Here is a 12,025-nt window from a genome sequence, read left to right on the forward strand (position 1 = left end):
ATCAAAACAATTACCCCAAACTCAAAACCGAAAAACCATGACAAACTAACCCATCTCCCCCAGCAAGGCCCCACCCACCATGTTCCACCGCCTGGCCGCCGACACCCTGGTCCTGTTCCACCTCTCGTTCATCCTGCTCGTCCTGTTCGGCGGCCTGCTGGTGCTCTGGCGCCGCCGCGCCCTGCTGATCCACCTCCCCGCCCTAGCCTGGGGCCTGGCCGTGGAAGGCCTGCACCTGGAGTGCCCCCTCACCGACTGGGAAAACCACCTGCGTAAAGCCGCCGGCGACGCCGGCTACCACGGCGGTTTCGTCGAACACTACATCTGGCCCGTGATCTACCCCGCCGGCCTGACCCCACAGATCCAGCTGTGGCTGGGCACCATCGTGCTGGCGCTCAACCTCGGCATCTATGCCTGGGTGCTCTGGCGCCTAACGCGTGGCCACCACAAATAGCCGCGGGAACGGCAACAACACCCGACCGTCGCTGGCCGCCGGGTAGTCATGCTGCATGGCCTGCAGGTACAACTGCAGAAAACCCGCCTGTTCCTGCTCATCCAGCCGCGCCAGGTAAGGCCGCAACGCCGATCCCTTGAACCACTCCACCACCGCCTCGGCGCCACCGATCAAGGGGTGGTGATAGGTGGTGCGCCACACATCCACCCGCGCGCACAAAGGGCTGAGCAGGTCGTAATAGAAACCTGCGTTGTGCCGCGGCGGCAGGCTGAAGTCAGCGAACTTGTCAGCCCAAGGTCCTTGGCTGGCAATCTCGCGCAAGCGGCGATGAGCCGGCTCGTCGAGGTTGTCCGGCGTCTGCACGGCCAGGCTCGCACCTTCGTTCAGCTGCCGTACCAGATGCGGATAGAGGCTGGCATGGTCCGGCACCCACTGCAGCGAAGCGTTGGCAAGAATCAGATCCTGGGGCACCTGGGCCGCCCAGCCGGCGATCTCGCCAATCTCGCAACGCACCCGTGGAATGCTCAACCGTGGCCGCTGCCGGGCCTTGTCGACCATGTCCGGATCGCTGTCCAGGGCGACGACCTGCGCATCGGGGCAACGTTGCAGCAACACTTCGGTGGAGTTGCCCGGACCGCAGCCAAGGTCGGTGGCGTGGCGCACCGGGCGCGTCGGCACGGCGGCAAGCAGGTCGCGTACGGCGCGAGTGCGTTCGTCTTCGAACAGCGAATACTGGGTGGCGGACCAGGACATGGGACGACTCCTTGTAGGGCAATTGCGTGCAGCATAAGCCATGTCGGCACCCCACAGCGTAGGGATGATCCGATTGGCGCAGGCGAAAATGAAAACGGCCGGTCCCCTGACGGAGACCGGCCGTTGCGCGAGGCGCTACCGTATTCAGTGACGCTTGGCGGTACGCATCTGGTGCACCACGCCCATGGCCACCACGATCGCCGCAGCGATACCGGTGGAGATCACCAGGATCTGGTAGTCAGGCATGAAGGCCATGGTCACCAGCGCCGCCACGATGAACACGATCACCAGGTAGGTCAGCCACGGGAACAACCACATCTTCAGGCGCACTTCCTTGCCCTCGGCCACCAGCTTGCGACGCATGCGCAGTTGCGAGAAGGCAATCACCAGGTACACCAGCAGGGCGATCATGCCGGTGGTGTTCATCAGCGTTTCCAGCACGTCTTTCGGGCGCAGGGTGTCGCTGAAGTTGATCAGCGCGCAGAACACCGCCACCAGGCACGAGCCGATGATCGCGTTCACCGGTACGCCGGTGCCGGTGCGGGTGAACTTGAACAGGCGCGGCGCATCGCCACGCTGGGCCAGGGAGAACAGCATGCGCGAGGCGGTGTAGTGGCCGGAGATCAGGCAGCTGCTCACCGAGGTCAGCACCACGAAGTTCATCAGCAGCTCGGCATACGGCACGCCCAGCAGCTCCAGGGTGCGTCGGTAGGCGCCATAACCGGAGACGCCCAGGTGCGGGTCGTTCCACGGCACCAGGCAGACGATCAGGAAGATCGAGCCGACATAGAACAGGCAAACCCGCCAGACCACCGAGTTGGTCGCCTTGACGATCTGGGTGGCCGGGTCCTTCGCTTCGGAGGCGGCGATGGTGACGATCTCGGCGCCGAGGAAGGCGAACATCACCCCCAGCAAGGCGCCGATCACCGTGGTGATGCCGTTGGGCATGAAGCCTTCGGCGGTCAGGTGGCTGATGCCGCGCACCTCGCCGAACTGCCAGACGTTCATCACTGCGGCGGTGCACACCACCAGGAAGCAGACGATCGCCACCACCTTGATCAGCGCGAACCAGAACTCGAACTCGCCGTAGTGCTTGACGTTGAAGAAGTTGACGGTGATCAGCAGCAGGGTCGTGGCCAGCACGAACACGTTGACGCTCACGTCCGGGAAGAAGCCGTGCAGGATCTTGCCCGCCACGTAGGCCTCCCAGGCCATGAGGATCACCCAGTACCACCAGTACAGCCAGCCGATGGTGAAACCGGCCCAACGGCCAATGGCGCGGTCGGCGTAGGTGGAGAACGAGCCGGTGTCCGGCGACGAAGTCGCCATTTCACCCAGCATGCGCATGATCAGCACCACCAGGATGCCGCCGGCCAGGTATGCCAGGACAGCAGCCGGGCCGGCGCTGTGGATCACGCTGCCGGAACCGACGAACAAGGCGCCGCCGATCACCCCGGCGATGGACATCATCGTCAGGTGGCGCGACTTGAGCGAGGCACTGAGCTTGCTCTCGTGCCCATCCTTCGCGGTGGTGGATGTGGATGTTGCGTCCATCAGTTATTTACCCCGTGCTTCTTTTTATCCAAGGAAAAACTGTGAAACCCCGATGGTTATCGGTCTCACCTGTACATCAGTGCTACTGCGGGCAGGGAGGTGTGCGCGAGCACACGCAGGCCATCCGTGGCGGCCTGCTTACGCGGCCAGAGGCGACCCTCTGGACGAACTGAACCATGCTGGGGACGGACGAGCAGCGTCCGGCCACGCGGGAAGAAGGTGCGAGGCGGACCTCGACGGTAAAGCAGCGATGTTGTGATTATTCATGGCGCTGTCATGTGCTGTGTTGGCTATATCTGACACGTAATGTAAAAATGTCGAACACATTGAGCCATGCACAGCGGCATGAAAAACGCACTGCACTGTACAGGCCGCCGATGCAATACACCCGCTGTGCCCCGCAGGCGCCTGGCGTCCCGCACACCTGAAGGCCCCCGAATGCTCCAGCTACATCCGGACTCCTCCACCCCGCTGGTCAACCAGATCATCGACGGCTTGCGCGCGCTGATCGACGACCAGACCCTCAAGCCCGGGGCGAAGGTCCCGTCGATCCGGGCGTTCGCCTCGACCTACTCGGTGAGCACCTTCACCGTGGTCGAGGCCTACGACCGCCTGGTGGCCCAGGGGTTGCTGGTGAGCAAGGGCAATGCGGGGTTCTTCGTCAATCGTGCGGCCAACGATCTGCTGGACAAGCACTCCGTCGAGGCCGATACCAGCCGCCCCACGTTCAACTCGGAATGGTACCTGCAGCAGATCTTCGAGATCCGCCAGCTGCCGTTCAAACCGGGTTGCGGCTGGCTGCCCAACGACTGGATGTACGAAGAAGGCTTGCGCCGTGGCCTGCGCCAGGTCGCCGGTAGCCCGCTGGAGCTGTCCGGCTACGGCGACCCCATGGGCCTGCCGGAGTTGCGCGCATTGACTGCGCAGAACCTGCAGCAGGAGCTGTCGATCGTCGCCAACCCGGCACAACTCATGCTCACCCACGGTGCCAGCCAGGCCCTGGACCTGGCCGTGCGTACCCTGGTGCGCCCCGGCGACGTGGTGCTGGTGGACGACCCCGGCTACCCCAACCTGATGAGCATCCTGCGCACCCAGGGCGCCACCCTGGTGGGCGTGCCGCGCACCCCGGCCGGCTACGACCTCGACCAGCTCGAGCGCCTGCTGGCCCACCACCGCCCCACGGCCTTCTTCACCCAGCCGCACCTGCACAGCCCGACCTGCTCGCGCACCCCGCTGGCGCAGCTGCACCGCCTGTTGCAGTTGGCCAGCCAGCATGGTTTCCGCCTGGTGGAGAACAACCTCTACGCCGACATGATCGCCGACCCGCTGCCCTGCCTGGCGAGCCTCGACCACCTGCAGCAGGTGGTGTACGTGGGCAGCTATTCGAAAAGCATCTCGCCCAACGTGCGCGTCGGCTACCTGCTGGCCAACCCCGAGCTGACCCAGCAACTGCTGCACCTGAAGATGCGTTCGGGCCTGACCACCTCGCAGGTGATGGAGCGCGTGGTGTACGCCGCGATCATCGACGGCCGCTGGCGCAAGCACCTCAAGCGCCTGCGCCAGCGCCTGGCCGAGGCGCACCAGGAAGTGGGCCGGCACCTGCATCGGCTGGGTTTCGAACTGTTCATCGAGTCGGACGAAGGGATGTACATCTGGACCCGCCATCCGGCGATCCCCGACAGCGCCGCGCTGCTCGACGATGCGCTGGAGAAAGGCATCATGCTCGGGCCCGGGCAGTTGTTCATGGTCGATGCCAAGGCTACCGGGTGGATGCGCTTCAACGTGGCGTTCAGTACCGACCCGGCGATGTGGGAGTTGCTGGAGAAGGTGTTGGTGAAGCATGTGCGCCGGGGCGCAACTCAAGGCAAGTCACGCATGTAGAGATTTGAACGTTGCTGCACAATCATGTTGAACGCAATACGGATTCCGCCCCGTTGTGATTGGCCTGGTCAGTGGCACCCACACAAGTGTGACGCCTCACGCCGTTGAAAAAGCGAGAGGCTTAGTCAGCCTAGCCGTGGCTACCATCAAGGTTTGATAAACCAGTATTTATCCGGCGGAACGCCAATCGACTCCAGACCGGATCTTTTATCCGGAGGGGGAGCCCCACGAAAAAGATAGTGCATATCCGTGATGATTGTTCTTGTATTACCAAAATATGAATGACCTACCAAATCTGTATCCACCTTGGACGCATCAATCGTATCCATGCCATCCACAACAACAATACCCTTGCCTGACTCGCCCGCTCGCGAATATCCATGAATCATTTTTGACGCACGAAGCGCCTTATCATTTGATGACGCATAAAGAGTAAAGCTCCGTCCTTGCGAAACCAGCTTCGGTGCAATATCACGTCTGAAAACCTCTGCGTCGATATCCGGTGCAGCCAAAATAAGCCCTTTGATCTTTTGCACGAGCTCAGGACGCTCAGTGCTCAACGCTGCAAGTGCCCGGGTCAGCCCCCGAGTTCCCATGCTGTGCGCGACCAGGTAAACATGCGTAGCTTTCGTTTTCTCCATGAAGTCTCTAAGGAAGTCTTTGATATCGAGCTCCGCCCACTCGATATTCCTCTCATCCACGGTGTACGACTGATACTTGGCTCTGGAGGGCCAACTGAAGAACACCGGAACGCCAGAGAATTGCAAATCGTCCGCCATTTGCGCTGTACGCCTGGCTGCGTCCACGAAGGACACATTGTAGCCGTGTACGAAAATCAACGCAGACTGTTCAGGCGTGGCACTAATGTCACTGGCGATACCCTCAAAAAAAGAGGCTGCCGGCTCGAGCTCTGTGCGCAACACAACCACGTGTTTCCTGGGGTCTTCAGTGAACTCCCACTTCAATAAAGAGGGGGACTCTATCTCGCCAATTCGGTGGACAGAAGGAATACTTACATGGCAGGAGCCGTAGCTCATGGTGCCTGGTTCCCCGCCAAATACCTCATCAGAGGTAGCATCGACCGCTCGCCTGTCGGTAGCGTAGCGCACCCGGACCACCTTGTATTTTGCTGGCTGGAAACTTTTTGCAAACCCTGCCATAGCGCCGGCTGTATAGAGCGCACCATTTTTCTCACTACCTGCAGAAAGAAGGGTTTGAGACAAAATAGAGTGAATACCCTGTGATGAATCGACCCTCAGAATTCCTTGGTCCTTTACGGGTGTTTGGCAACCGATCAAGCTCACTGACCAGATCACGGCCACCCCTAGTTTGAACAACCTGTACGCCATTCGCTGCTCCATAAGTCCATCTGCTCCATCCCTTCGGCGCCCCTCCAAGGGGCTCGGACCACGCTGATATTTCGATACCCTGACGCGGTGGAGTCATGCTTGCACGACATCCGGCAGTCGAGCTTGCCGTCACATGAGACGTGGGCAAAGCATCTCCCGATCTCATTCGATTAAAGAGATCATGACGCAAGAATGCAAACAATAGCAGTCGATTTCGGGAGATAGATCCCTCCATTGATCGTGAAGGGATACGCAGGATTATAGGAATGTGCCAACAGAATCCGTCTAGACCCTGTAAGTGAGGCCACTGACAATGCATCCCAGACATTCCGGAGAGTATTGAAGGGATGTCTGAAACCGCAGCCAAATCTCTACTTGCCAATCGTAAGCGCAATGAATCTATAGCACCGGACAGCGTTCTGCAGGCACGGGCCAACTGCGTTGATTCGACGTGAAGCAGCCGTTGGCACATACCCTTATTGGCACTACTCTGTAGTCCAGCGACAATGAGTAAAAAACGCCCGCGCATTCGCCTCCAGGCTCTCCAGGTGGTACCCACCTTCCTGCACGATCAGGCACGGCACACGCAACCCACGAATCTGTTCACCCAGCCGGGCGAACCCTTCGGTAGTCACCGCCACTTTGCTCTGCGGGTCCAGCTCGTAGATATCGAAGCCCAGCGAAAGCACCAGCACCTCGGCGCCGAAGTCCTTCACCGCTTGCAACGCAACCTCCAGCTGCGCCATGAAGTCCGCTTCACTCGCCCCGTGGGCCATCGGCAGGTTGAGATTGCAGCCCTCTCCTGCTCCGCTACCGCGCTCGTCGGCAAAGCCCGCCACTCCTGGATAGAAATTGGTCGGGTCACCATGCACCGAGACGTACAGCACGTCGTCCCGCTCGTAGAAAATCTCCTGGATGCCCTGCCCGTGGTGCATGTCGGTATCCAGGATCGCCACGCGCTGATAGCGGCCGCGCAACACCTGGGCCGCGACGGCGGCGTTATTGAGGTAGCAGAAGCCACCGGCGGCATCGTACCGGGCATGGTGCCCCGGCGGACGACACAGGGCATAGGCGGCGGGTTCGCCGTCAAGGATGGCCTGGGCCCCGGCGACGGCGCTCTGTGCCGACCAGTAGGCGGAGCGCCAGGTATGCTCGCCCACCGGGCAGCTGCCATCGGCCAGGTAGCGGCCGGCCTGGGCAAGAATACCGCGCAGGGCGTTGGGTTCGCGGACGAAGATGTTGGACATCACCTCGTCGCCCCAGTCCTCGGGCACCTCCTTCCAACGCGCATGGGCTTCTTCGAGGAAGGCGAGGTAGGCCTCGCCATGCACTGCCTTGAGCGGTGCCAGGCCGGCATCCTCGGGTTTGCGGATATCGAAGCCAAGGGCCTTGGCGGCCTGCAGCAGACGCTGGGCGCGTTCGGGGACTTCCTGCGGGGTGCGCATGGCGCCGCGCGAATAGTAGCTGCGCGGATGGTGGAACAATTGTTCAGGGTGGAAATAGCAGCGCATCAGGCTTCTCCTTCGACAACCTGGCCGGCACGGGCCAGCACGGCGTTGAGCAATACATCGGCGCCCTGGCGGGCATCCTCGGGCAGCACATCCTCAGCCTCGTTGTGGCTCAGCCCACCGACGCAGGGGATGAACACCATCGCCGTGGGGCAGTAGCGCGCCAGCAGGATCGCGTCATGGCCGGCGCCGCTGACGATGGACTGCTGGCTGTAGCCCAGGCCATCCACCGCCCGCTGCACGGCGGCCACGCAGTCGGCGTCGAACGGCGTGGCCGGGCTGACCCAGTGGCGCTCGATGCGCACCGCCAGGCCACGCTGGCCGGCGATGGCCTGCAACTGCAGGCTGATATCGCGCTCCATGGCGTCGATGGCCTCGTCGCGGTGGTGGCGCAGGTCGAGGGTGAAGCGCACCTGGCCGGGAATGGTGTTGCGCGACGACTTGGCGATGCTCAGCTCACCCACTGTGGTCAGGCCCTCGGGGGCGAAGTCGCTGGCCAGCTGTTCGATGGCCTGGATCATCCGTGCCACGCCGTACAAGGCGTCCTTGCGCAACTTCATCGGCGTGGTGCCGGCATGCGCGGCCATGCCCTCGACAGTCACGTCGAGCCAGCGGATCGCCTGGCCGCCGCTGACCACACCGATGCTCCTGGCGTTGTCCTCGAGGATCGGGCCCTGCTCGATATGCGCCTCGAAATAGGCGTCCACCTTGCCGCCCAGCGGGCGTTGGCCGGCATAACCCGTGCGCGCCAGTTCATCGGCGACGCTGATGCCGTCGGCATCGCGGATCGCCAGGGCCTGGGCCAGCGGCAAGGTGCCGGTGAACACCGCCGAACCGAACATGGCCGGGGTAAAGCGGGCGCCCTCCTCGTTGGTCCACACCGCGATCTCCAGCGGCTTGCGGGTACGGATACCCAGGTCGTTCAGGCGGCGCACCACTTCCAGCCCGGCCAGCACGCCGTAGACGCCGTCGAAACGCCCGCCTTCGGGCTGGGTGTCCAGGTGGCTGCCCATCATCACCGGCGCGGCATGCGGGTCGCTGCCTTCGCGGCGGGCGAACAGGTTGCCGATGGCGTCCACGCTCAGGCTCAGCCCGGCCTCGCGGCACCAGCGGTCGAACAATTCACGCCCGGCCTTGTCCTCGTCGCTCAGGGCCAGGCGGCAGCTGCCGCCACGGGCGGTGGCGCCGATCTCGGCCATGGCCATCAGGCTCGCCCACAGGCGATCGCCATTGCTTTTCAACATTGCGGATACTCCAGATTCAGGCCAGCTCGAGCTGCCGGCCAAGGGCGTAGCGGCGCGCCAGCGCCAGCACGCAGACCAGGGAAGTGCAGGCGATCAAGCTGTAGAAGACCGCCATCGGCCACCATTGGCCGCTGAAGCTGTGGGCCAACCAGGTGCCGATCAGCGGGGTCAGGCCACCGGCGATGGCGCCACACACCTGATAGGCCAGGGAGATGGCGGTGTAGCGCACGCGGGTGGCGAACATGCCGCTGACGTAGCCTGCGATCACGGCGTAGAACGACGCCATGCACGCCGCCGCCAGGGCGATGCCGAGCACGATCAGCGGGCCTTCGCCGCTGCTCACCAACACGAACATCGGGTACGGCGAGGCCATCGCCAGCAGCGCCATCAGGGCCAGGAAGCGCGTGGCGCCGAGCCGCTCCGACAGCCACGCCGCCAACGGCTGCACGCAGAACTGGATGATCGCCACGAAGAACAGGCATTCGAGGATCAGCGAACGCTCCAGGTGCAACTGCTGGGTGGTGTAGCTGATCATGAAGGTATTGGTGAAATAGACCCCGGCGATGCCCAGGGTGTTGGCGCCGATGCACAGCAGCAGCGGCCGCCAGGCGCTGCGCAGCACTTCCAGCACTGGTGCCTGCTCCTTGCGCCGGGCCTGTTCGGCGTGCTCGCGGCTGGCGAGGAACTCGGGCGACTCGTTGACCCCCAGGCGGATTGCCAGGCCCACCAGCAGCAACAGCGCGCTGGCCAGGAACGGCACGCGCCAGCCCCAGCTCATCAGGTCTTCTTCCGGCAGGCGGGTGACCGCGCTGAACGCCAGCAGCGACAGGATCAGTCCTGCCGGGCTACCCAGCTGGGCGAACGAGGCGAAGAAGTTGCGCCGGCCCTTGGGCGCATGCTCCCCGGCCATCAGCACCGCCCCACCCCACTCGCCCCCCACGGCGATGCCCTGGACCACGCGCAACAGGACCAGCAGCACCGGCGCGCTGGCGCCGATCTGCGCGTAGGTCGGCAGCAGGCCGATGGCGACGGTGACCACGCCCATCATCAGCAAGGTGATGATCAGCGATTTCTTGCGCCCGATACGGTCGCCGATATGGCCGAAGATGATGCCGCCCAAGGGCCGGGCGAAGAAGCCCACGGCAAAGGTGCCGAAAGCAGCCATGGTGCTGAACAGGCTGTTGTCCGAGGGGAAGAACAAGGCACCGAACACCAGCGCGGCGGCGGTGGCATAGATGTAGAAGTCGTACCACTCGATCATGGTGCCGATGAACGCGGCGGCGGCGGCACGGCGCGGTTGGGGCGAAGCGGCGGGCTTCATGGGGTGGCTCCTTTGGTTGTTTTTCTGGCAGGAGTTGTCGGGTCACGGTGGCGCTCTGGCGGCGCCTGGGTCGGGCTCCGCGATGAGGCCCGCACTGCTGGAGATCATTCATCGCGGGCGCCTATAATTCAATTTTCTATTTATTATTCGAATTATTAACCACGCTTATCATCGAGCCCGACCATGCCCGACCGCCTGCTCAACGACCGCCTCGACTGGAACCTGCTGCGCACCTTCCGCGTCATCGGCCAGGAACTGTCGATCAGCCGCGCCGCCGCCCGCCTGCACCTTACCCAGCCCGCCGTGAGCCAGGCGCTCAAGCGCCTTGAAGAGCAACTCGGGCGCCAGCTCATCGCCCGCCGTGGGCCGCGCTTCGTGCTGACCGAGGTGGGCGAGCAGCTGTTCCAGCTGGCCGGCGAGGTGTACGGGCAGATGTCGCAGATCGGCGGCCTGCTGGAGCAGCCGGCAGACGAACTGGTAGGCAAGGTGCGCCTGCTGATGATCAGCCGTATCGTCAGCGAACGCTTCGACGACTTCCTCGCCGACTTCCACCGCCAGCACCCGCGGGTAGAGCTGGAGATCGACGTGATGCGCAGCTCCGACATCGTCGCCGCCCTGCAGGAAAAAACCGCCACCGCCGGCCTCAGCCTCAACCGTCGGCCCCAGCCACGGCTGGAGCAGCGGTTGTTCCTGCGCCAGCGCTACGCGTTCTTCTGCGGCAAGCACCACGCGCTGTTCGGCCAGGCCGAAGGCGACCTGCAGCGGGAGAATTTCGTCAGTTTCACCAGCGACCAGATTGGCGGCATGCTCTCGCCGCTGACCATCTTCCGCGACCAGCAGGGCTTCGCCGGGCGCATCGTCGCCTCGTCGCCGAGCCTGGAAGAGGTGCGCCGCCTGGTGATCGCCGGCTTCGGCATCGGCTGCCTGCCCGAGCATGTGGTGGCGCCGGATGTCGACGCGGGGCTGTTGTGGAAACTGCCGCCGCAGGAGGGCATCGCCGACGTCGACATCCACCTGTTGTGGAACAAGGACCAGCGTATGAGTCGAGCGGAAAGCCTGTTCATCGACGCCTTGCTGTCGGCCGCCACGCCTGTGATCTAGCTGCAATCCTGTAGGCGATCAGCAGCCGAGCGGTAGACTTGCCAGGTTCGCGGTTCATCGCCTACAGGCTATGCGACACCCCGGTGACCCGCGCCCGCCCCAACCAGATATACGCCAGCGCCAGCAACCCCAGCCCCAGCGTGGCGAACACCGCCACCACCACCTGGCTGTAACGCGCCAGCAGCGCCGGGAACCCCGTCACTTCACGAACCACCTGGATATCGGCACTGCCATCGGCATCGCGAATGCTGATCCCACCCTGGCGGATCTGCGAAAAGTCGGCATCGAAGTACACCCAGACCTTGCTCTCGCTCACCCCGTCGATGGCCGGCAGGTCGATGCTGCTGGTCGACGTCGGCACCAGCGTGTCGTTGCCGGCCGCATCGCGCACCTGGACCAGGCCCTTGGCCGGCAGACGGATGTGCACGGCCTTCAGTGGCACCCCTGCTGGGTTGTACAGCTCGATCAGCAGACCGGTGCGATGGTCCACCAAACCGGCCTCGAAGGGCCTGGCGAACAGGTGCAGGTACGGCGCCTGGGCCAGGTCGACCAGCTTGTCGATCTGCGGGTGGCTGAGGGCGCCTGCGCCGATCTCGCTGATCTGGGAATGCAGCCGCTCGTACTTGAGCAGGTCGTTGGCCTGGCTGATGCGCTCGTTGAACTGGCCCGGGTAGGTGAGATGGGCGTAGGTCAGGCGCGCCTGCAGGCGGTCGTCGTCGTGCAGCACCGCATAGAGCGTGGCGCCGACGGCAACCAGGGCCAGCAGGCCCACCAGGGATTTACCGACTTTCTCCCAACTCACCTTGAAGGTTCCTTGTTTGATGGGCGTGACGAGACGCAAGGCAGGCAAGGGTGCCAAG

10 protein-coding genes are annotated in these 12,025 nt (G+C 63.5%); 3 read left to right on the top strand and 7 right to left on the bottom strand.

The features are described 5' to 3' along the window. Positions 1 to 79 precede the first annotated feature (79 nt). The gene (locus tag ACQ4OD_RS14020; RefSeq protein WP_430944448.1) at positions 80 to 454 is read left to right on the top strand and encodes a DUF2784 domain-containing protein; all 375 of its coding nucleotides are present in this window, start codon (positions 80 to 82) and stop codon (positions 452 to 454) included. On the opposite strand, the gene tam is transcribed toward ACQ4OD_RS14020, so the two are convergent. Further along, a complete protein-coding gene (gene tam / locus ACQ4OD_RS14025; RefSeq protein WP_046856037.1) occupies positions 431 to 1,207 on the bottom strand; it encodes a trans-aconitate 2-methyltransferase in 777 nt (258 codons plus the stop codon). The genes ACQ4OD_RS14020 and tam overlap by 24 nt on opposite strands. A gap of 144 nt (positions 1,208 to 1,351) precedes the next feature. After that, the gene (locus ACQ4OD_RS14030) at positions 1,352 to 2,761 is read right to left on the bottom strand and encodes an amino acid permease (protein WP_046856038.1); all 1,410 of its coding nucleotides are present in this window, start codon (positions 2,759 to 2,761) and stop codon (positions 1,352 to 1,354) included. Between the two features lie 438 nt (positions 2,762 to 3,199). Here ACQ4OD_RS14030 and ACQ4OD_RS14035 point away from each other — a divergent pair, with 438 nt between their 5' ends. After that, positions 3,200 to 4,642, top strand: coding sequence for a PLP-dependent aminotransferase family protein (locus ACQ4OD_RS14035; RefSeq protein WP_198754868.1), 1,443 nt, complete (start codon positions 3,200 to 3,202; stop codon positions 4,640 to 4,642). A gap of 146 nt (positions 4,643 to 4,788) precedes the next feature. Here the strand turns inward: ACQ4OD_RS14035 and ACQ4OD_RS14040 are convergent, their stop codons facing one another. The 4 genes from ACQ4OD_RS14040 to ACQ4OD_RS14055 form a co-directional block, all read right to left on the bottom strand. Further along, positions 4,789 to 5,991, bottom strand: a complete 1,203-nt coding sequence (locus ACQ4OD_RS14040) for an alpha/beta hydrolase (RefSeq protein ID WP_430944449.1) — start codon at positions 5,989 to 5,991, stop codon at positions 4,789 to 4,791. A 485-nt stretch (positions 5,992 to 6,476) separates the two neighbouring features. Further along, the gene (locus ACQ4OD_RS14045) at positions 6,477 to 7,502 is read right to left on the bottom strand and encodes a histone deacetylase family protein (protein ID WP_430944450.1); all 1,026 of its coding nucleotides are present in this window, start codon (positions 7,500 to 7,502) and stop codon (positions 6,477 to 6,479) included. Further along, positions 7,502 to 8,743: a Zn-dependent hydrolase gene (locus ACQ4OD_RS14050; protein ID WP_430944451.1), complete on the bottom strand. Its 1,242-nt coding sequence runs from the start codon at positions 8,741 to 8,743 to the stop codon at positions 7,502 to 7,504. The genes ACQ4OD_RS14045 and ACQ4OD_RS14050 overlap by 1 nt, the downstream gene beginning before the upstream one ends. 16 nt (positions 8,744 to 8,759) lie before the next feature. Beyond that, positions 8,760 to 10,064, bottom strand: a complete 1,305-nt coding sequence (locus ACQ4OD_RS14055; RefSeq protein ID WP_139671477.1) for an MFS transporter — start codon at positions 10,062 to 10,064, stop codon at positions 8,760 to 8,762. Between the two features lie 183 nt (positions 10,065 to 10,247). Here ACQ4OD_RS14055 and ACQ4OD_RS14060 point away from each other — a divergent pair, with 183 nt between their 5' ends. Further along, positions 10,248 to 11,165, top strand: coding sequence for a LysR family transcriptional regulator (locus ACQ4OD_RS14060; RefSeq protein ID WP_198754864.1), 918 nt, complete (start codon positions 10,248 to 10,250; stop codon positions 11,163 to 11,165). 61 nt (positions 11,166 to 11,226) lie between these two features. Here the strand turns inward: ACQ4OD_RS14060 and ACQ4OD_RS14065 are convergent, their stop codons facing one another. Further along, positions 11,227 to 11,967 (bottom strand): hypothetical protein, encoded by a 741-nt coding sequence (locus ACQ4OD_RS14065; RefSeq protein WP_198754863.1) that lies wholly within the window; start codon positions 11,965 to 11,967, stop codon positions 11,227 to 11,229. Positions 11,968 to 12,025 lie beyond the last annotated feature (58 nt).

It is taken from the genome of Pseudomonas sp. WC1 (assembly GCF_050586565.1).
Taxonomy (GTDB): Bacteria; Pseudomonadota; Gammaproteobacteria; order Pseudomonadales; family Pseudomonadaceae; genus Aquipseudomonas.

Excerpts from the sequence above, each read along its gene's own strand:
- ACQ4OD_RS14020 (WP_430944448.1), top strand. The coding sequence starts at position 80 with ATGTTCCACCGCCTGGCCGCCGACACCCTGGTCCTGTTCCACCTCTCG.
- tam (WP_046856037.1), bottom strand. The coding sequence starts at position 1,207 with ATGTCCTGGTCCGCCACCCAGTATTCGCTGTTCGAAGACGAACGCACT.
- ACQ4OD_RS14030 (WP_046856038.1), bottom strand. The coding sequence starts at position 2,761 with ATGGACGCAACATCCACATCCACCACCGCGAAGGATGGGCACGAGAGC.
- ACQ4OD_RS14035 (WP_198754868.1), top strand. The coding sequence starts at position 3,200 with ATGCTCCAGCTACATCCGGACTCCTCCACCCCGCTGGTCAACCAGATC.
- ACQ4OD_RS14040 (WP_430944449.1), bottom strand. The coding sequence starts at position 5,991 with ATGGCGTACAGGTTGTTCAAACTAGGGGTGGCCGTGATCTGGTCAGTG.
- ACQ4OD_RS14045 (WP_430944450.1), bottom strand. The coding sequence starts at position 7,502 with ATGCGCTGCTATTTCCACCCTGAACAATTGTTCCACCATCCGCGCAGC.
- ACQ4OD_RS14050 (WP_430944451.1), bottom strand. The coding sequence starts at position 8,743 with ATGTTGAAAAGCAATGGCGATCGCCTGTGGGCGAGCCTGATGGCCATG.
- ACQ4OD_RS14055 (WP_139671477.1), bottom strand. The coding sequence starts at position 10,064 with ATGAAGCCCGCCGCTTCGCCCCAACCGCGCCGTGCCGCCGCCGCCGCG.
- ACQ4OD_RS14060 (WP_198754864.1), top strand. The coding sequence starts at position 10,248 with ATGCCCGACCGCCTGCTCAACGACCGCCTCGACTGGAACCTGCTGCGC.